Origin of the sequence: Intrasporangium sp. (assembly GCF_032907665.1) — a bacterium.
Taxonomy (GTDB): Bacteria; Actinomycetota; Actinomycetes; order Actinomycetales; family Dermatophilaceae; genus Intrasporangium.
On sequence record NZ_JAJJPG010000017.1, the window covers coordinates 15,959 to 35,057 of the forward strand.

The following is a 19,099-nucleotide window of genomic DNA, read 5'->3' on the forward strand; positions in this document are numbered from 1 at the left end:
GTCCCCAATCTGTCCATAACAGTGTTATAGGCTGACGCTAGCAGCGCACCCGAGACGAGGACCACTTCTTTGCCGACGACCAGGAGGGTCACCCGGGACGACCTCGTCGTGGCCGCGGCCGGACTGCTCGCGACGAAGGGGCCGCATGGCCTCAGCGCGCGGGCGCTGGCGAGGGCGGTCGACGCCTCGACGATGGCGGTCTACACGCACTTCGGCAGCATGCCCGCGGTCATCAACGCCGTCATCGCGGAGGCCTTCGCCCGCCTCGACACGCATCTCGCGCGGCGCCTCGCCGATCTCGACCCCGAGTCGGTCGACCACGGCGACCCCTTTCGCGAGCTGCACGCCATCGCCCTCGCCTACCGAGACAACGCCCTGGCCAACCCGCACCTCTACGTGGTGATGTTCGGCGGCCCCCAGGCCATCGGGACAGCGCTCACCGACACAGACTTCGCGCGCGCACGGGCCTCGCTGCGCACCGTGGCAGAGGCGGCGGCCCGTGCCCGGGATGCTGGTCACCTCGTCGACGTCGACGAGTGGGAACTGGCCCGGCGCCTCTGGGCGGCCGGCCACGGTGCCGTCCTTCTCGAGCTCGGCGGCTACCTCGGGGCACGGGAGTCCGCGCGCGAGACCTACGTCGCGGTCATCGACGCCGTCCTCGCCGGCCTCTCACCCGTGGCCCAGGGCAGCTCCCCCGGCTGAGTGCGCCCGGAGCCGCTCGTCGAGCCACCCGATGACGTCGTCCATCACCTCGTCGCGGTTGGTCTCGTTGAGCAGCTCGTGCCGTGCGCCCGGGTAGAAGATCGACGTCACGTCGGTCACCCCGAGCCGCCGGTACTGCGCCTCGACCCGGCGGACACCCTTCGACTTCTCACCCACCGGGTCCATGTCCCCCGAGATGAGGAGGATCGGCAGATCCTTCGGCACCCTGGACACCTCGCCGTCGGCGTTGACGCGAGCCAGGCCGTCGAGCAGGTCGGAGAAGAACCCGGCCGTGAAGAGGTTGCCGCACTCGATGTCGGCGATGTACTTGTCGACCTCGTCGGGGTCGCGGGAGAGCCAGTCGAACTTCGTCCGGTTCGGTTTGAACGCCGCGTTGTACTGCCCGAAGGTGAGCCGGTCCATCAGCCCACTCGGGTGCCGACGACCGCGGACGCGGGCCTGCGCCAGCGCCACCGCGCGACCGATCCGGCCGAGGGCGCCCGGGTCGCCGGCCGTGCCCGAGAGGACCAACCCGGCCAGGTCGTGGCCCCAGCGGATGGCATAGGCCCGGGAGAGGAAGGATCCCATGCTGTGCCCGAAGAGGAAGAACGGCAGTCCCGCCTGCTCCTCCCGTGCGTGGTCGGTCACGGTCCGCAGGTCCGCCACGACGGTGTCGAAGCCGTCCCGGTCGGCGAAGTAGCCGTGGTCGGGAGTCGTCGACGAGGCAGTCTGGCCGTGACCGCGGTGGTCGGCGGCGTAGACGGCGAAGCCCGCCGCCGTGAGGCGCTCCGCGAACCGCTCGTAGCGCGCGGAGTGCTCCGCCATGCCGTGGGCGAGCTGGACGACGGCCTTGGGCGGTCCGTCGGGCAGCCAGTGGTGGACGAAGAGGGGCGTGCCGTCGGCGGTCGTGACGGTGTGGGTGCTCGACTGCATGGTTCTCCTTCGACGACGCCAGGGGCTCCCACCGCACGGTAGCGCCCAGCGGGCCCAGCGGCATACGGACACCGCTGCTGCCGTATGCCGCTGCGCTGCCTTGCGCTGGGACGTCCCCCCGGCGCGCCCCCCAACTCGAGTGGCCCCGTCATCCACCTGTGGACGACGGGGCCACTCGAGTGGGGGCCTGAGCGGGTCAGGTCACGGTCACCGTGAAGGTGGCCAGCACGTCGGAGCGGGAGTCGGCGGCGAGCACCGAGACCGTGTAGTCCCCCGGCTCCGCCCACGCGTGGGAGCCGGTGATCGTCGCGCTGCCGTCCGCCCCGATCGCGGAGACCACGGCGTCCTCGGTCACCGTCCCGTCGCCCCACTGGACCCGGGCCAGGTAGCCCTGCGCGTCGTCGGAGGGGATCCCGCCCGAGACCGTCCCGAGGTCGATGTCCGTCGACGAGCCGGCCGTGGCCGTCTGGTCCGCCGGCGCCTCGACCTCGAGGGCGGCCCCGTTGTCGGCGACGGCGAAGACGTGGATCCGTCCCGCGCTCCGCGGGTCACCGGTCTGCGTGGGCAGCGTCACCGACTCGACGGTCTTGCCGTCCGGGATCGTCAGCGGGGCCGTGGCGAAGAGCTTCGCGTGGCACCCGTCCGTCCCCGTCCCGTTGAGGCGGAACGTCATCTCGAGCGCGATGACGTTGCCGAACTTCGCCGAGCCGCACCAGTCGCCGTACTGGATCGGGTAGTCGACGGACGTGCCGTCGGTGAAGTTCACGGCGCCCATCGTGTCCTGGTCCCGCTGCGTCGCGGTCCCGATGAGCGACAGCTTCGTCGCGCCCGGGGCGAGGGTCACGTCGAGCGTCTGACCGGCGCCGGTGGCGTTGTCGTTCTCGCCCGCCGGGATGGCCGGGATCGAGTAGCGCAGGTCCGTGCCGGGCACGGTGATCACCCGCCCGGGCACCCCACCAGCCTCGGTCAGGGCCGCGCGCGAGATGCCGGCCCGGTCGGCGTCGCAGGCCACCTCCTCGCCCACCTCGCCGATGCAGACGGAGTCGAACTGCGCGGCATACGACGGGACGGAGGCCTGGTGCACCGTCACGCCACCGAGCGCGCTGCCACTGCCGGTCCGCATCGTCACGGTGACGTGGGGCTGGTAGAAGCCGGGCTCGGCCCACGTGTGGGTGCCCTTGACCGCATAGCTGCCGAGGTCGCCCGGGTCGATCGTGCCCTCGGACGTCGAGCCGTCGCCCCACGCGATGGTGGCCGTCACCTCGGAGGCCGGGTAGCCGACCCCGCCCGAGAAGGTCGCCACGGTGCCCGCCCACTCACGGTCCTCGGTGATCTCGAAAGCCGGCGCCGCCGTCACCTTGAGGCGCGTCGTCTGCGGGTGCGACCCGTCCGTGAGCAGCTCCACCTCGGAGAGGTTGGCCGCGGCCCCGCCCGTCGTCTCCGTGACGACGAGACGGTAGGACGTGTACGTCTCCGGCTCGGCGATCCGGAACGGGCGGGTCTGCACCCGCCACGAGAAGGCCTCGCCACTCCTCGTGTCGAGGGTCGTCCACGTCGCCCCGCCGTCCCGGGAGCCCTCGAGGCGCCACGCCGACGGGTCCCCGGCAGCCGGACCGGAGGTCACGGTGTACCAGGTCGCTCGCTGGCCGACGCCGGACAGCTCGAAGGCCACCGTCGGGGTCGCGCTCGTGAACGCGGCCGACGTCCGCGACGTGTCGTCGAACAGCGCCGCCGCCGTCGCGCCGGTGGTGAGGTCCGTCGCGGTCGCGGTGCCGCGAGCCGGTCCGGTCGCATCCCTGAGCGGCGTGGGCGGCTCGGTCCCCGTCGTCAACGCCGGCGGGGCGTCCTGGGACCGTGCGCCGAAGTCCGACGGCCGGGCGCCCATGGCGAAGTCCACCCGGGCGCTACCCGCCAGCGACGCCTGGTTGATCGAGACGCTCTTGTGCTTCTTGCCGTTGACGGAGACGCCCTGGACATAGATGTTCGTCTCCGAGTTGCCAGGGGCAGTGACGACGAGGTCGCCCTGGGTGCGGTGGACGGTCATCCGCTCGAACTTCGGCGAGCCGATCGCCCACTCGGCCGAGCCGACCTGGAGGGGATAGATCCCGAGCGCCGAGAGGACGTACCACGCCGACATCTCGCCGTTGTCCTCGTCGCCGGGGTAGCCCTGCCCGATGTCGGAGCCGACGTAGAGGCGGCGCATGATCTCGCGGACCTTCTCGGCCGTCTTCCACTGCTGGCCGGTCCACACGTACATGTAGGGAATGTGGTGGCTGACCTGGTTGCTCTGGCCGAGCTGGCCCATCCGCACGTCGCGCGCCTCGAGCATCTCGTGGATCGTGCCGTTGTAGGAGCCCGTCTTCGTCGCCGTCTCCGGTGTGGCGAAGAACTCGTCGAGCTTGTCGGCCAGGGCCGCCCGGCCGCCGTAGAGGTTGGCGAGCCCGGTGCCGTCGTGCGGCGCGTGGAAGGCGAAGTTCCAGCCGTTCGTCTCGGTGAAGTCACCGCCCCACGACTCGGGGTCGAAGGTCTCCGGGAAGCTGCCGTCGGCCGCCCGCCCCTGGAAGAACTCCACCTCCTCGTTGAACGTGTTGACGTAGTTCGTCGCCCGACGCAGGAAGTACTCCGACTCCTCGGCGAGCTGGGCACGACGGGACTCCGGGGTCGCCGGGTCCGTGGCCAGGGCGGCAGCCATGTTGCCGATGCCGAAGTCGTTGATGAGACCCTCGAGTCCCCACGACACGCTCTCGTGGGTGCTCGTGCTCGTGTATCCGAGGAAGGTCGACGTGTCGAGACCCTTGCGACCGACCGCACTCGACGTGGGCAGCACCGTCGCGTTCTTCAGGGCGGCGTCGTAGGTGCCGAGCGGGTCGGGCAGGTCGACACCCTTGACGTAGGCGTCTGCGAAGGACACGTCGGAGCTCGTGCCGGTCATGAGGTCGGCGTAGCCCGGCGACGACCAGCGCGCCACCCACCCCCCGTCGCGGTACTGCTGCACGAAGCCGTCGGCGATCTCGGCCGCGACCTCCGGGTAGAGCAGGGAGTACGCCGGCCAGACGGTCCGGTAGGTGTCCCAGAAGCCGTTGTTGACGTAGATCTTCCCGTCCTTGATCGCCGCGTTCGTCCGGGTCGGCGTCGCTGCGCCGGACTTCGGGCTGACCGGGCTGGCGTACTGGTAGCGCGGCTCCCCGGCCGTCCCGGTGTTCTCGAACTGGCTGTTGGGATAGAGGTTGAGCCGGTAGAGGTTCGAGTAGAGCGTCGTCAGCTCACTCTCGGCTGCCCCCTCGACGGCGACGACCCCGAGCCGGTCGTTCCACGCCGCGTTGGCAGCGGCCCGAACCGCCTCGAAGTCGCGTCCCTCGAGCTCGAGGCCATGGTTGTGCCGGGCCTGGTCGAGGGAGATGAACGACGTGGCGAGCGTGAGGACCACCTCGCGGTCCGTGCTCGTGTCGAACGTGGCGTAGCGGGTGCCGGCGTGGCCGTTGGGCGCCGTACCGGCCGCGGTTGCGGGCCGGTCGAACGTCCCGTAGACGAACATCCGGCTCCGGCCGGCCGACAGGCCGCTCCCGTTGTCCACCCAGCCGGTGAGCTCGGCCGACCCGGGCGCCACCGTGAAGCGGCCGTTGTCGTCCCTGGTGTCGACGACGACGTGTCCGGTTGCGGCCGACTCGGGGAAGGTGAAGCGGTAGACGCCGCCGTGGTCGGCCGGCGTGACCTCGGCGCGGATGCCGCCGCCGGCTGCTCCCCCGGCGAGCTCGACCTTGTAGTAGTCGGGCCGCGCGACCTCGGTCGCGTGGTCGAAGGGCAGTCCCCGGCCCGAGGCGGATCCCGTCGGCACCCCGTCCGCGGTGGACGGCATGACGGACACCTGGTTGCGGTCGCCCATCCAGGGGCTCGGTTCGTGGGAGATGCCCAGGCCCTGGAGCACAGGGAGGTTCGCAGAGTTGTTCTGTGCCTGGTAGTGGTACTCCCACCGGTCGGAGTTCGCATCCGTCGTCGGAGTGAAGAAGGTGAAGCCGTTGGGGACGGCGCTGATCGGCAGGTTGTTGCCGCGCGAGAAGCCTCCGGACGAGTTCGTGCCGCGGCGCACGTCGACGTAGTTCGTCAGGTCGGAGCCGTCGACGGCAGTGGGCTGCCCGACGATGGACAGGTCGTCGATCCAGCCACCGAACCGGGTCTGCTCGGTGGCGGCCGCGTTGTCGTAGCCGACGAGCACGCGGTCGATCGTCTTGCCGGCTGCGACGGGGCCGAGCTCGAGGGTCACCGAGTTCCACTGGTGCGCATAGAGGATCTTCCCCGTGCCCTGGCCGGAGGGACTCGCGGCGACGCCGTGGGCGTCACGCCCGTCGAGGTCGGACAGGTAGGTGCCGTCGGTGAAGTGCACGTCGACGGCAGTGTGCGTCGAGGGATAGGTGAGGTCACCGGAGACCATGTCCGGGAAGATCTTGTAGGACAGTCGAGTCGACTCCGTGACCGGGACGTCGATCTCGAAGAGACGGTTCCACGCATAGCCGCGCCCGTCGGCGGTGTGGCCGCCCGAGTAGCGCAGTGCCTTGACGCCCGTCCACCCGACGAGCGGCTTGATGTTGAAACCGGATATCGGCCCGGAGCCGACCGCGGTCACCATGGGGGTGGGGTCACCACCGCCGGTCGAGCCGTCGTTGAGGTCCCAGTCGGCGAGCTGGACGATGCCGCCACTGTGGTTGGCGGTCACGTTGAGGCGGTAGAAGCGGTATGCCGCTGGGCTCGTCACGTCGAAGGTGAGCGTCGCGAAGCGGTCGGGGAAGTCGATCCCGGCGCGCGTGTCGAGGGTGGTCCAGGTCGTGCCGTCGGACGACCCTTCGAGCCGGAAGTCCTTGGGGTCGCGCTCCTCCGCGTCGTTGGCCGAGGTGAGCGAGTAGCGGACCGCGGTCGCCGGCGACGCGAGCTCGTAGCTCACCCAGCCCGTCGGGTCGAAGGCGAGCCACTTCGTGTCGGGGTTGGCGTCGGCGAGGTTGGTCGCCACCTCACCCGGCGCGTTCTCGGCGCTCGCGGCGACGTCGATGACGGAGCCGAGGAGGCTGCCACCGGTGTTGAAGGTGCCGGTGACGTTGTGCTGGCGAGGCCCGTCGGGCCCCACCTCGACGGTCGACACCGCGGGTTGGGGCTGACCCTCCTCGAAGGAGGTGAAGAACTCGGGGCCGGCCGGCGCAGTCGGCGCGTCCGGTGTCGCGTGGGGCGGCGTCGCCGAGGCCGTCGGCGGTCCACCGGCCACCCCGAGTGTCGAGGCGGCCGCGAGCGACATGGCCACGGTCCCTTTCAGGAGTGCAGAAGTGAGGCGCATGGTTCCTCCGTGCTCGTCGTTGAGCAGCTCGCGATGGACGGTCGGCGTCGAGGGCGATGATCCGTCCGGCTGGGAGCCGATGGGGCCGAGACTCTCCGGTGCTCGCACGGGGAGTCAACGAACCGGTCGCGATTGTCCGGTTCGGACAACGCATCGGACAGGACCCTTCCCGCCGGTCACGAGCAGGTCTCGTGACATTGCTGGTCGTGGCTGCGTCTGCTGTCATCAGGACATGACAGAGGAGTCAGGTCATCGGACGACGAGCCGGCCGACAATGGCCGACATCGCGGCCGAGGCGCACGTCTCCGTCAAGACCGTCTCCCGAGTGGTCAACCACGAGCCCGGCGTCCGGGCCGACACGGCAGAGCGGGTCAGGGCCGTCATCGAGCGGGTCGGCTTCCGCCGCGGCGACAGCGCCACGACGCTCCGCCAGGGCCGAACGTTCACCATCGGGCTCGTCGTCGAGGACCTCGCGGACCCCTTCTACTCCCACATCAGCGCCGCCGTCGAGCGGGAGGCCCGTATCCACCGCTACCTGCTCGTCACGGCGTCCGCGGAGGGCTCGCCCACCCGGGAGCGCTCGGTCCTCAAGGGCCTCGTCGCCCGTCGGGTCGACGGGCTCGTCGTCGTGCCGGCGGGTGAGACCCCCCTCGCCGACCCCGCCGTCACCGCGAGTCGCACCCCCGTCGTCTACCTCGACCGTCCCGTGCGCAGCGAGACACCGGTCGACACCGTCCTGTCAGACAACCTCGGCGGCATCCGTAGCGCCGTCGAGCACCTCGTCGCCCACGGGCACCGCCGGATCGGCTTCCTCGGCGACTCCGCCGACGTGTGGACGGCCCGGCAGCGGCGCGAGGGCTTCATGACGACCCACCGCGACCTGCGCCTCGCCGGCTCCCCGCTCGTCGCCATGGGACCCCACACCCCCGAGACCGTCCGCACCGCCCTGACGAAGTGGACGGCGGGGCCGGAGCCGGTCACGGCAGTCATCACCGGCAACACGCGGGTGACCATCCCGGCGCTCACGTCGCTGCACGACTGGGCGACCCAGCTCTCCTTCGTCGCCTACGACGACTTCGAGCTGTCCGACGTCGTCGAGCCTCCAGTCACCGTCGTCCATCAGGACCCGGCCGCCTTGGGACAGAAGGCAGCCCAGCAGCTCTTCGCCCGGCTCCTGGGTGACGAGGGCCCCGCCCAGACCTTCGTCCTGCCGACCCGGCTCATCGTCCGGGCTTCGGGGGCGCCGCGGCGCCCGGGGCGCGAGATGAGGGACGTGAGTGCATCATGACGACCCCGGTGGCCCCGCTCCCGCTGAACACGCCGCACCGCTTCTACCGCGGCGGCGAGCGCATCCTTGCGTTCCGGGGACTGCCCGTGCCCGACGACTTCGACGGGCACCGCCCCGAGGACTGGCTCGGGTCGACGACGCACCTCTTCGCCGAGGGCGGCGACGGCGTCACCCACCTCACCGACGGCGCCGACCTGCCGTCCACCCTCGCGAACGACCCGCACGGCTGGCTCGGCGACGCGCACGTCGCGCGGCACGGGGTCGAGCCGGGCCTGCTCACCAAGCTGCTCGACAGTGGTGAGCGACTCCCCGTCCACTCCCATCCCGACCGTGCCTTCGCCGCGCGCCACCTGCACTGCGACCACGGGAAGACGGAGGCATGGCTCATCCTCGATGCTGATCCCGGAGCGACGGTCTGGGTGGGGTTCCGCGACGGTCTCGAGGCCGAGGAGCTCGCCGCCCTCGTCGACGCGCAGGACGAGCGCCTGCTCGCATCCCTCAACCCGATCCGGGTGTCCCGGGGTGATGCCATCCTCGTCCCCGCCGGTCAGCCCCACGCCATCGGCGAAGGGGTCCTGCTCGTCGAGCTCCAGGAGCCGACCGACTTCTCGGTCATGCTCGAGCACGATCGCTTCGGCCTCGCGGAGCACGACGCGTTCCTCGGGCTGGCCCGGGCGACAGCTCTCGAGAGCGTGACCCGCGAGCCGCTCACCACGGCCGGCCTCGCCGGTCTGCGTCGTCGGTGGACCGACGTCCGGGGGGCCGGTGCGGCCCTGCCCGCCGACGCGGAGGAGTTCTTCCGGGCCGAGGTCGTCCGGCCGGCGGATGGCGAGGCGGTCGCCCTCGAGCAGTCGTTCGCGGTCGCCGTCGTCGTCGACGGCCGGGGCACGCTCACCACCGCTGACGCCTCTGGCTCGACGCTCGACATCGCCTCCGGTGATGTCCTGCTCATCCCCCACGGTGCGGGAGAGGTCTGCATCGAGGGTGACGTCACGGTCCTCCGTTGCATGCCACCGCTCGAGCGACGGAGCGACCCACCGATGACTGACCGCGAGAGCGGACCCAGCTGAATACCAGCCCGGCTCCCGGGCACACACCACCACGCCGCCGCGGCACGTGCCGCGACGGCAACAACGAGGAGGATCAATGCGCAACAGGTCTGTTGCAACCGTGGCGATGGCGACGGTCGTCGCACTCGGTCTCGCCGCGTGCGGCTCGTCGGACGAGCCCGAGGCCACACCGGGTGGTGAGTCGTCGCTCGCGACGACAGCCGGCGGAGCCGGAGGCGAGGTCGGAGTCTTCACCTGGTGGGCCGCCGGCTCGGAGAAGAAGGGCCTCGACGCGCTCGAGGCGCTCTTCAAGGAGCAGTATCCCAACAACACCTTCGTCAACCTCGCCGTCGCCGGCGGCGCGGGGACGAACGCCAAGGCGAAGCTCGCCTCCGACCTGCAGAACAACCAGCCGCCGGACTCGTTCCAGGGCCACGCGGGGGCGGAGCTGCTCGACTACATCGACGCCGAGCAGATCGAGCCGGTCAACGACGTCATCGACGCGCTCGGCGGGGAGAGCGTCTTCCCCAAGAACCTGCTCGACCGGCTCACGGTCGACGGCAGCATCTACTCGGTCCCGTCCAACATCCACCGGGCCAACGTCGTGTGGGCCAACACGGAGGTCCTCAACAAGGCCGGCATCAACGCCGTTCCCGCGGACATGAAGGCCTGGATCGCCGACCTCGAGAAGGTCAAGGCGTCCGGCGTCTCGACGCCGCTCTCCGTGGCCGGCACGTGGACCCAGGTCCACCTCTTCGAGACGGTCCTGCTCGCCGACCTCGGCGTCGAGAAGTACAACGGACTCTTCGACGGCTCCACGAAGTGGGACTCCGAGGAGGTCAAGACGGCGGTCAACGACTACAAGACCCTGCTCTCCTACGCCAACACGGCGTCCGACGGTGACGACTGGCCGGTCGCGACCGACATGGTCATCGACGGGAAGGCCGCCTACAACGTCATGGGCGACTGGGCGGTCGCGCAGTTCGCCGACAAGGGCAAGCAGGAGCAGACCGACTACCAGTACTTCCCGGTCCCCGGGACGGACGGCGTCTTCCTCTTCCTCGCCGACTCCTTCACGCTGCCCAAGGGCGCGAAGAACCCTGGTGGCGCGAAGGACTGGCTCATGCTCGTCGGTTCGGCCGAGGGCCAGAAGGCGTTCAACGTGGCCAAGGGCTCGATCCCCGCACGCACGGACGTGCCCCCGACGGACTTCCCGCCCTACCAGCAGTCCGCGATGGAGTCCTTCAAGAACGACCAGATCGCCTCGTCGATCCAGCACGGCGCGGCTGTCTCGCTCGCCTGGCTGACCGACATCAACGCCGCGATCAGCAAGTTCTACACGACCAAGGACGAGGCGGCGCTGGTCACCGACCTCGCCTCGGCGGCGTCCAAGTACACCGGCTGACCCGACAACCCACCGAGTGAGCGTATGCCGCTGAGTGCGCTCAGCGGCATACGCTCACTGGCAGTCCTCCCGCCCCCAAGGAGACGCCCCATGCGCACGGCAAAGAAGGCTCGCGACTGGCTTCCCGGGCTCCTGCTGCTGAGCCCGTCCATCATCCTCATCGGGATCTTCGTCTACTGGCTGATCTTCAGGAACGTCGCCACGTCGCTCGAGCGGACGGTGACGCGGGCGACGAAGCGGGTGACGAACCCGGGAGGGGTGGAGAACTACACGAACCTGCTCGGCAGCGATGGCTACCAGCACGCCCTGTTCAACCTCCTCGTCCTCACCGTCGTCTTCGTCGCGGGCACGATGTTCTTCGGCCTGCTGTGGGCAGTGCTGCTCGAGAAGGGCGTCAACGCCGAGGGCGTCTTCCGCTCCGTCTACCTCCTGCCGATGGCGATCTCCTTCATCGCGGCCGGGATCGTCTGGCGCTGGCTGCTCTCGCCGGGCCAGGACGACCAGGCCGTCGGCCTCAACCAGCTGCTCGCCATGATCGGCCTCGAGCGCTTCCAGAGCTCGTGGTGGCAGTCCCCCAACATGTTCTCGATGGCCGCGATGGCGATCCCGGCGATCTGGCAGCTCTCCGGCTACGTCATGGCGCTCTTCCTCGCCGGCTTCCGCGGCATCTCCGATGACCAGCGTGAGGCGGCGCGCATCGACGGCGCCACCGAGCGGCAGATCTACCGGCACGTCCTCTTCCCGCAGCTGTCGCCGATCGCGCTCTCCGCGCTCATCATCATCGGCCACATGTCGATGAAGATGTTCGACCTCATCTACGCCATCGCCGGGCAGAACTCCTACAAGGCCTCGGTCCCCGCGACGCTGATGTGGACGCAGATGTTCCAGCAGAACAACCCGACCGCCGCCGCGGCCAACGCGACGATCCTGCTCCTGCTCGTCGCTGTCGTCGTCGTCCCCTACCTCATCTACACGAACAAGACGGAGAAGGAGACCCGCGGATGACCGCCACGACCAACGCGGCCCCGCCGGCAGGCGTCGGCGGCGAGGACGTCATCCCGGTGCGTGCCAACACCGGCCGCGCCCCCGGGACCGAGGGGACCGCCACGGGGCGGGTGATCCGCTACGGGCTGCTCATCCTCTTCGTCGTCATCATCCTCATCCCCCTCTACGTCCTCTTCGTCACGAGCTTCAAGCGCAGCGCCGACGTCAACGCCAGCCAGGCGTGGACCTTCCCGTCCGCGTGGTCGATCGAGGGCTGGGGCGCCGCCTGGGACTCGCTCGCGCCAGCCCTCTTCCGGTCGCTCGTCCTCGCCACGGCAGTCGCCGTGCTGTCGGCGGCGCTCGGCTCGCTCAACGGCTTCGTCTTCGCGAAGTGGCGCTTCCCGGGGGCGACGACCGTCTTCACCCTCTTCCTCTTCGGGATGTTCATCCCCTACCAAGCGGTGATGATCCCGCTCCAGGGCATGTTGCTCGACGTGCAGGCGACCCCCGGCTTCTCGTGGTTCGACGGCATCGCCAAGCTCATCGCGGTCCACATCATCTTCGGGATCCCGATCTGCAGCCTCATCTTCCGGAACTACTACGCCACGGCCCTGCCCAACGAGATCCTCGAGGCGGCGAAGGTCGACGGCGCAGGGATGCTGCGGACCTTCCGGTCCATCGTCCTGCCCATCTCGGCGCCGGGGTTCGTCGTGACGATGATCTGGCAGTTCACGTCCGCGTGGAACGACTTCCTCTTCGCGCTGTTCCTCACCAACCGCAACACCGGGCCGGTCACCTACGCCCTCAACGAGCTCGCCGGCGGCCAGAACCCCGACTACCCCTCGATCATGGCGGGCGTGCTGCTCGCCTCGCTGCCGACCCTGCTCGTCTACATCCTCCTCGGCCGGTACTTCATCGGAGGACTCATGAGCGGCTCCGTCAAGTAGTCGAGTGGCCCCGAACGCCTGCGGGGCGTCGTCGAGTGGCCCCGAACGCCTGCGGGGCGTCGTCGAGTGGCCCCAGTGTGCACAGGCTCCCGCTCGAGTGGCCCGTCCGTACACAGGCGGGGTGTGGATGGCCGGGCCACTCGAGGCGGGCGACGGCGTCAGGTCGTGACGGGAGCGCGTCGGGACGCGAGGCGCCAGAGCGCGACCGCACCGGCGAGCAGGCCGACGTCGCGCAGTGCCACGTCGAAGTAGCCGGGCAGCGTGAGCAGATTGACGATGATGCCGAGCAGCCAGGCCGCGACGACGAGCCCACCGATCCGGGGGCGGAGTGCCACGAGGATGCCGGCGATGATCTCGACGACCCCCACGAGGTACATCGCCTGCTGGGCCGTCCCTGGCACGACGCCGTCGATCCACGGAGCAAGGTACTGCGGCCAGTCGGTGAGGAGGCCCGCGAACTTGTCGAGGCCGAAGACGATCGGCGCCACGGTGAATGCGGTCCTCAGGACGAGGAAGGCCTGCTCGGCGGGATCACCGGCGAGCACGGAGGTGCGGGCGGTTGGGGTGGTGGATGTGGTTGCCATCACCACACTCCTTTCTATAGTCAGGATGTTTTGACGTTAGAACCAGCGACGTCATTGCGTCAATGGATGTTGGCTATAGACTTGGACCATGCCGGCTGACGACCCGGGTGGAAGGCGTTCCCCCCCGCAGACCGTGGGAACGAGCGCACTGTCGGCGCTGTCGGCGCTGTCTGCGCTCGCCGAGCCGACGCGTCAACGGATCTATGCGGTCGTCGTCGAAGCCCGACGCGGAGTCACCCGGGACGACGTCGCCGAGGCGGTCCGGCTGCCGCGGAACACCGCCGCCTTCCACCTCGACCGTCTCACGGAGGAGGGACTGCTCACGGCGTCCTTCGAGCGCCGGACCGGCCGCACCGGCCCCGGTGCGGGCCGCCCGTCGAAGATCTACGAGCGGGCGACCCAGGAGGTCGCAGTCTCCCTCCCGCCCCGCCACTACGACCTCGCCGGAGATCTGCTCGCCGCTGCAGTGGAGGAGTCGGAGCGCACGGGGGAGTCGGTTCGTTCCTGCCTGGATCGCCAGGCGTGGCAGAGGGGGCAGGGCCTGGCCGACGGCGGACTGGCGGTGGCCCTGTCACGCGCGGGATACGAGCCCTTCGAGGAGGATGGCGCCCTCGTCCTCGCCAACTGCCCCTTCCATGCCCTGTCGAGGGAGCACACCGAGCTCGTGTGCGGCATGAACCTCCGACTCCTGGAGGGCCTCCTCGAGGCAGCCGGTGACATCGGGTTCCGGGCCACACTCGACCCGGTCCCGGGCCGCTGCTGCGTCCGGCTCGACCCGTCGAGGCAAGAGGTCTGAAGCCATGGTCGGAGACGCTCGACGTGCCGGGAGGGATGGTTCCGCGCAATGCTGGGGGGCATGGCTGACCGTGACCACGAACTCCACATCGTCACCGACCTGCTCGTCGACGGCTTCGGCCGCATCCGCGACGGCGTCCCCGAGGTCGTCGAAGGTCTGGATCCGGAGGCGCTGCTCTGGCGGCCCGATGCGGACGCCAACCACATCGCCTGGCTCGTCTGGCACCTGTCCCGCCAACAGGACGAACAGATGGCGCACCTCGGCAGCACCACCTCCGCGTGGCGCTCCGGCGAGTGGTCGGGACGGTTCGGGCTGCCCTACCCGCCGAACGCGCACGGCTACGGCATGACGTCCGAGGAGGTCGGCGCCTTCGCCGTCTCCGACCAGCAGCTGCTCGTCGACTACCACGAGGCAGTGCACGAGCTGACCCTCGGCGTCCTGCGCGATCTCGGTGTCGACGACTTCGAGCGGGTCATCGACCGCAACTGGGACCCGCCGGTCACCGTCTCCGTGAGGATCGTCTCGGTGCTCGACGACTCGGCCAAGCACCTCGGGCAGGCGGAGTACGTCCGGGGGATGGTGCGACGCCGCTGACCAGCACTGACAGCGGGCTGCACCGGGTGGTGACCAATAGGAGGTCGCGGGGCGAGCGGGGCCGATTGGGTAATCCACAGGTATGCGTGCGACCCTCGAGACGATGACCGTCGCGACCGCCACGCCCCAGCCGGCTCTGGCGCGTCGTCGTCCGGGGCTCTGGGCAACGGTCGTCGTCGTGCTCGTCCTGGTCGGGCTCAACCTCGCCAACCACGTCTTCGGCTGGGGCTCGATGTGGCTCGGCCCCGCCGGTGCGCTCGGCCTGCTCGCCTTCGCCCGCTTCTCGGGCCTGAGCTGGCGCCAGCTCGGCCTGAGTCGGCGCACGCACGCGGCCGGGCTGCGCTGGGGGCTCGGCGTCATCGCCGTCGTGGCGGCCGTCTATCTCATCGGGGTGCTCGTGCCCCCGACTCGCTCGGCCTTCCTCGACGCCCGCTACCACCTGCCCCCGGCCAGCGCCCTGCTCACGGCCTTCGTCATCATCCCGGTCGGCACGATTCTCCTCGAGGAGGTCGCCTTCCGCTCGGTGCTCTGGGGCTTCCTGTCCCGGCATGCTCGAGTCTGGCAGGTCGCCCTCGGCTCCTCGCTGCTCTTCGGCCTCTGGCACCTGCTCCCCGCGACTGCCGCGGTGACCGCGAACCCGGCCCTCGGCGCGCTCATGGTCGGCTTCGGCGCGTGGCAGCAGGTCGTGAGCGTCGCCGGGACGGTGCTCTTCACCGCCATCGGGGGCCTCGTCGCCGGTGAGCTCCGCCGCCGCAGCGGCAGCCTGCTCGCCAGTGTGGGCATGCACTGGGCGACCAATGCGCTCGGTGTGCTCTTCGGCCTCGTCGCCTGGCGCCTCGTCTGACCCGGGCCTGACCACTCGTCCCATCTCCACCTGCCCTTGGTCCGGGCGCCCCGCGTGACGTGCTCCACACCAGCTCGTTCGAGTGGCCCGAGTTCCCATTCGAGTGGCCCGAGTTCCCATTCGAGTGGCCCGAGTTCCCATTCGAGTGGCCCCGTTGTCCACCTGTGGACGGCGGGCCGCTCGAGTCGGGGGGAGGATGCGGAGCGAGACGGCGCCGGTGAGCGGGAGTGAGCCCAGCGGCATACGATCCACTGGGTGAAGCCGGCCTAGAGCGGGCGAATCCCCTGGGCCCGCAGCAGCGCCCGCGCACGGCCGAATGCCCGGTCGTCGGAGAAGACCTGCCAGTCGCTCCACAGGTTGAGCTCGTCGACGGTGCGCCTGAACCGCGCGAACGCGCCCCGGCCCCTGATCGCCACGGACAGGATGCCGCCGAAGCGGTCCGGGGCAGCTTCCGCGAAGGCGGCCATGTCCGCGTAGGCGGCGTCCGCGTCATGGTCGACGTAGATCCAGAGGTTGTCGTCCTCGACGTCCGGCTGGGCAGCGGCGAGGTCCTCGAGTCCGTGGTGGAGGAAGGCATAGACGACCTCACCCGTGTCGAGGTGGAGGTAGCCGCCGGGGTCGTCGCCACCGTTGGCCATGACCTGCGAGAGTTCCTCGATGTCGACGCTCAGCGTGCGGCCCCGGCGCTCCGAGCCACTGAGCAGCGCGTCGATCTCCTCGGCGAGCACGTCGTCGCCCTCCCAGCCGCGCTGGCCCAGCAGCGCCTCGACCTCGCGCAGGGACTCGGCCAGTCGACGCTGGTCCGGGACCCCGGCGGACCGGTACGTCCGCAGGAGGGCGTCGCCGACCTGCTGCAGGGCGGGTCCGAGGTCCCGTCCCTCGATGCGAGAGAGCAGCTCGGCGACGTCCTCGGCACGTGAGGCGGCTCGGACCGCGGCGAGGTCAAGTGGCTTGGCGGTGCCTCGGTGGCGTCTACCCGACCCGCGCCCACCCGCGTCCCCCGCACCTGTCACCGCGCGAGAGCCGGCGCTGCCCCGGCCGGCCTTGCCGCCCACGCCCGGACGGGCACGCCCCGGGACCGGTCGAGCACCGTCGGCCAGACCCGCGGCGTCGGGAGCGTCATGGACCTCGGGGGCGTCGGCGGAGGCGCCGAGGACGTCGGTCTCCACCTCGTCCGGCGTCAGCCGGCCGAACTGGTCGGGGATCGTCCCCCAGCCGAGGATCGGGACGGCGATCGGAGCCCGTCCCGCGGTCTCGCGCCGGGCGACGTAACCCTCGACGACGCACTCGTGGATCCACTTCTCGTCGTCGTCGTAGAGGTACTCGAACTGCTGTCCTCGGGGAGCCGAACCATGGACGAGCCGGTCGGGCGCGAGGTCTCCCGACCCGGAGCCCCGCCGCTCGTGGCGACCGTGCCAGCCGGACCGGAAGGATCGTCGCTGCGTCACGTCCCAGCGCCCGAAGGCCAGGTCGACGCCGAGGCCGAAGTCGGCGAACGTGGCGGTGGGCGGGACGAGCATGACCCGTCCCGGGGCCGGTCGGAGGGTCTCACCACGTCCTGTGACGAGGTCGACCCTGATCCTCAGCCATCGTTGTGCCACTCGTCCAACTCTGCCAGCAAACGGAGGGGGTGGCACGTTTGCTGCCGTCCTTTTCGCCCGGCTTGGCCGGCAACGCTGTCGGCGCGTCGTGCCACGCTGGTCTGGTGCCGGTGACGATCGATGACATCCGTCGCGTGGCGAGCCAGCTGCCGCGGTCCTACGAGGTCGTGGTCCGCGACCGCGTGAAGTTCCGGGTCGGCCAGATCGTGTGGCTCGCCCTCAACCGCGAGGAGACCGAGGTCGGCTTCGCCTTCCCGAAGGAGGAGCGGGAGTGGGCGGTCGCGAGCGAGCCGGACCTCTTCTTCATGCCTCGCCAGTCCGACCTGCGCTTCAACTGGATCGAGGCGCGGCTCGATGCGCTTGACGAGGCGCGGATGCGCGAGCTCGTCATCGACGCGTGGCGCATGGTGGTGCCTCGCTCGGTGGGCGCGTCCATCCCCGATCCCTGAGCAGTGACACACCCAGGTCGTATGCCGCTGGGCCGGCTGTCCTCGTCCCGCACGCTCGGGCGTCCCGCCCTTCAGGACGGCGTGCCGACTTCCGTTCGTATCCCCCTCGGAGTCGGGGGTGGGTCCGTAGCATCGCGGTGGTGCTCGGGGCGCGAACCCGCACGAACCGGAGGGACCATGATCGACCGACTCTCTGGAGGCGCCTGTCCTCGGGTCAGCAGGCGTGCCCTCCTTGCTGGCGGTTTCGCGGCGGTCGGAGCCGCGTCCCTGGGCGGGGTGGCGGCCTGCACGGCCGGTACCCCCGAGGAGCGTGCGGCCTCCACGCGGGCTCAACCTGCGAGACCGACGATCGAGCAGTGGTACCACGCCTACTCGGAGGCGGGCGTCCACGAGGCCGTGGAGAGCTATGCGGCGAGGTATCCCAAGGCGACCGTCGAGGTGCGGTGGGCTGGGGGCGACTACGACGCGACCACCCTCATGAGCCTGCGGACCGCGCAGGGCCCGGACGTCTTCGAGTACGCCAACGGCCCCACCATCGACATGGTGCGCGACGGCCTGGTCGTCGACCTCACCGACACCGTCGGCGCGGCGCGAGAGGAGTTCCAGCAGAGCATCATCGGGCGGATGACCCACGAGGGTCGGATCTGGGCCGTTCCGCAGGTCGTGGACACCCAGCTGCTCGTCTACCGCCGGTCCCTGCTCGAGGACGCGGGGGTCGAGCCGCCGCAGACGATGGACGCACTGATCGACGCTGCCCGTGCGCTGACCAGGGGCGACGTGAAGGGGATCTACCTCGGCAACCGGGGCGGCGCGACGCACGTCGGGGGCCCCCTCCTGTGGTCCGCCGGTCTCGACTTCCTCACCGACGACCACAAGGTGGGCTTCGACGACCCTCGCGCCGCTGAGGCGCTCGCCAAGCTGGGTGAGCTGCACCAGTCGGGAGCCGTGCTCACCCGGGCGCCGAAGGACTGGTTCGAGCCGGACGCGCTCATCGACGGGCTCGCCGCCATGCAGTTCACGGGGCTGTGGACGTTCCCGGAGCTGAGCGCACGGCTCGGGGACGACTTCGGCGTCCTCCCGTGGCCGGCGCTCGACGACATGGGCAACCCGGCAGTGCCGCTCGGTGCCTACGGCGCGTGCGTCAGCGCCCGCGCGAAGGACGTCGACGCAGCAACGGAGTTCGTCCGGTGGCTGTGGGTCGAGCAGGCAGACCTCCAGCTCGACTTCGCGTCGTCCTACGGACTGCACATCCCCTCACGCATCAGCCTCATCGACCGCGTCGACGACCTCAAGACCGGGCCGGGCGCCGAGGCCGCGGCGATCGCTCTGGACTACGGCGTCCCACAGAGCAAGCTGCTGTGGACGGCGTCGTGCGTCACCGCCTTCGAATCGCTCATGGAGGCGGTCATCGGTGGCGCAGACCCGGAGCAGGGGATTCGGGAGGCACGGACCGTCGCCGAGGCGGAGCTGAAGCGCGTCCTCGCCTGAACCGCCGAGCTCTGTCCCCGGCGCCCTCTCCCTCATGCCGTCGAGTGGCCCCGAACTCACGAGGATTTGGGGCCACTCGACGGGGCGGGGCGGGCTTTTGGGGCCACTCGACGGG

Annotated in this window: 15 protein-coding genes; 11 read left to right on the top strand and 4 right to left on the bottom strand. The window is 70.3% G+C overall.

Annotated features, from left to right (window positions below; all coding sequences use genetic code 11):
• The first annotated feature begins 69 nt into the window (after window positions 1-69).
• Window positions 70-702 (top strand): TetR/AcrR family transcriptional regulator, encoded by a 633-nt coding sequence (locus tag LOY02_RS04600; RefSeq protein WP_317181154.1) that lies wholly within the window; start codon window positions 70-72, stop codon window positions 700-702.
• On the opposite strand, the gene LOY02_RS04605 is transcribed toward LOY02_RS04600, so the two are convergent.
• The gene (locus LOY02_RS04605; RefSeq protein WP_317181155.1) at window positions 670-1,635 is read right to left on the bottom strand and encodes an alpha/beta hydrolase; all 966 of its coding nucleotides are present in this window, start codon (window positions 1,633-1,635) and stop codon (window positions 670-672) included. The two genes, LOY02_RS04600 and LOY02_RS04605, sit on opposite strands and share 33 nt — an antisense overlap.
• A gap of 196 nt (window positions 1,636-1,831) precedes the next feature.
• Entirely contained in the window at window positions 1,832-6,955 is a 5,124-nt protein-coding gene (locus tag LOY02_RS04610) for a GH92 family glycosyl hydrolase (protein WP_317181156.1), read from the bottom strand.
• Between the two features lie 232 nt (window positions 6,956-7,187).
• On the opposite strand from LOY02_RS04610, the gene LOY02_RS04615 reads away from it, so the two are divergent.
• The 5 genes from LOY02_RS04615 to LOY02_RS04635 all read left to right on the top strand — a co-directional run bounded on the left by LOY02_RS04615 (window position 7,188) and on the right by LOY02_RS04635 (window position 12,628).
• Window positions 7,188-8,243, top strand: a complete 1,056-nt coding sequence (locus tag LOY02_RS04615) for a LacI family DNA-binding transcriptional regulator (RefSeq protein ID WP_317181157.1) — start codon at window positions 7,188-7,190, stop codon at window positions 8,241-8,243.
• Window positions 8,240-9,313, top strand: a complete 1,074-nt coding sequence (locus LOY02_RS04620; RefSeq protein ID WP_317181158.1) for a class I mannose-6-phosphate isomerase — start codon at window positions 8,240-8,242, stop codon at window positions 9,311-9,313. Before LOY02_RS04615 ends, LOY02_RS04620 begins: the two co-directional genes overlap by 4 nt.
• 76 nt (window positions 9,314-9,389) lie before the next feature.
• Window positions 9,390-10,697, top strand: coding sequence for an ABC transporter substrate-binding protein (locus LOY02_RS04625; RefSeq protein WP_317181159.1), 1,308 nt, complete (start codon window positions 9,390-9,392; stop codon window positions 10,695-10,697).
• Window positions 10,698-10,787: 90 nt separating this feature from the next.
• Window positions 10,788-11,702, top strand: coding sequence for a sugar ABC transporter permease (locus LOY02_RS04630; RefSeq protein ID WP_317181160.1), 915 nt, complete (start codon window positions 10,788-10,790; stop codon window positions 11,700-11,702).
• Window positions 11,699-12,628 (top strand): carbohydrate ABC transporter permease, encoded by a 930-nt coding sequence (locus tag LOY02_RS04635; RefSeq protein ID WP_317181161.1) that lies wholly within the window; start codon window positions 11,699-11,701, stop codon window positions 12,626-12,628. The genes LOY02_RS04630 and LOY02_RS04635 overlap by 4 nt, the downstream gene beginning before the upstream one ends.
• A 158-nt stretch (window positions 12,629-12,786) precedes the next feature.
• Here LOY02_RS04635 and LOY02_RS04640 read toward each other — a convergent pair whose 3' ends face one another.
• A complete protein-coding gene (locus tag LOY02_RS04640) occupies window positions 12,787-13,212 on the bottom strand; it encodes a DoxX family membrane protein (RefSeq protein ID WP_317181162.1) in 426 nt (141 codons plus the stop codon).
• Between the two features lie 88 nt (window positions 13,213-13,300).
• Between LOY02_RS04640 and LOY02_RS04645 the strand changes: the two genes are divergently transcribed.
• From LOY02_RS04645 to LOY02_RS04655, 3 genes are all read left to right on the top strand, one after another.
• Complete coding sequence (locus LOY02_RS04645; RefSeq protein ID WP_317181163.1) at window positions 13,301-14,008, top strand: helix-turn-helix transcriptional regulator; 708 nt, start codon at window positions 13,301-13,303, stop codon at window positions 14,006-14,008.
• Between the two features lie 60 nt (window positions 14,009-14,068).
• A complete protein-coding gene (locus LOY02_RS04650; RefSeq protein WP_317181164.1) occupies window positions 14,069-14,602 on the top strand; it encodes a mycothiol transferase in 534 nt (177 codons plus the stop codon).
• Between the two features lie 103 nt (window positions 14,603-14,705).
• The gene (locus tag LOY02_RS04655; RefSeq protein ID WP_317181165.1) at window positions 14,706-15,446 is read left to right on the top strand and encodes a CPBP family intramembrane glutamic endopeptidase; all 741 of its coding nucleotides are present in this window, start codon (window positions 14,706-14,708) and stop codon (window positions 15,444-15,446) included.
• Between the two features lie 266 nt (window positions 15,447-15,712).
• Here the strand turns inward: LOY02_RS04655 and LOY02_RS04660 are convergent, their stop codons facing one another.
• On the bottom strand, window positions 15,713-17,047 hold the full coding sequence (locus tag LOY02_RS04660; RefSeq protein ID WP_317181166.1) for a hypothetical protein: 1,335 nt from the start codon (window positions 17,045-17,047) through the stop codon (window positions 15,713-15,715).
• Between the two features lie 104 nt (window positions 17,048-17,151).
• Here LOY02_RS04660 and LOY02_RS04665 point away from each other — a divergent pair, with 104 nt between their 5' ends.
• Together LOY02_RS04665 and LOY02_RS04670 are read left to right on the top strand one after the other, a co-directional pair.
• Entirely contained in the window at window positions 17,152-17,496 is a 345-nt protein-coding gene (locus tag LOY02_RS04665; RefSeq protein WP_317181167.1) for an MmcQ/YjbR family DNA-binding protein, read from the top strand.
• Between the two features lie 177 nt (window positions 17,497-17,673).
• On the top strand, window positions 17,674-18,984 hold the full coding sequence (locus LOY02_RS04670; protein ID WP_317181168.1) for a sugar ABC transporter substrate-binding protein: 1,311 nt from the start codon (window positions 17,674-17,676) through the stop codon (window positions 18,982-18,984).
• Window positions 18,985-19,099 lie beyond the last annotated feature (115 nt).

Coding starts and splice junctions, on each gene's coding strand:
- LOY02_RS04605 (WP_317181155.1), bottom strand. CDS start 1,635: ATGCAGTCGAGCACCCACACCGTCACGACCGCCGACGGCACGCCCCTC.
- LOY02_RS04610 (WP_317181156.1), bottom strand. CDS start 6,955: ATGCGCCTCACTTCTGCACTCCTGAAAGGGACCGTGGCCATGTCGCTC.
- LOY02_RS04615 (WP_317181157.1), top strand. CDS start 7,188: ATGACAGAGGAGTCAGGTCATCGGACGACGAGCCGGCCGACAATGGCC.
- LOY02_RS04620 (WP_317181158.1), top strand. CDS start 8,240: ATGACGACCCCGGTGGCCCCGCTCCCGCTGAACACGCCGCACCGCTTC.
- LOY02_RS04625 (WP_317181159.1), top strand. CDS start 9,390: ATGCGCAACAGGTCTGTTGCAACCGTGGCGATGGCGACGGTCGTCGCA.
- LOY02_RS04630 (WP_317181160.1), top strand. CDS start 10,788: ATGCGCACGGCAAAGAAGGCTCGCGACTGGCTTCCCGGGCTCCTGCTG.
- LOY02_RS04635 (WP_317181161.1), top strand. CDS start 11,699: ATGACCGCCACGACCAACGCGGCCCCGCCGGCAGGCGTCGGCGGCGAG.
- LOY02_RS04640 (WP_317181162.1), bottom strand. CDS start 13,212: ATGGCAACCACATCCACCACCCCAACCGCCCGCACCTCCGTGCTCGCC.
- LOY02_RS04645 (WP_317181163.1), top strand. CDS start 13,301: ATGCCGGCTGACGACCCGGGTGGAAGGCGTTCCCCCCCGCAGACCGTG.
- LOY02_RS04650 (WP_317181164.1), top strand. CDS start 14,069: ATGGCTGACCGTGACCACGAACTCCACATCGTCACCGACCTGCTCGTC.
- LOY02_RS04655 (WP_317181165.1), top strand. CDS start 14,706: ATGACCGTCGCGACCGCCACGCCCCAGCCGGCTCTGGCGCGTCGTCGT.
- LOY02_RS04670 (WP_317181168.1), top strand. CDS start 17,674: ATGATCGACCGACTCTCTGGAGGCGCCTGTCCTCGGGTCAGCAGGCGT.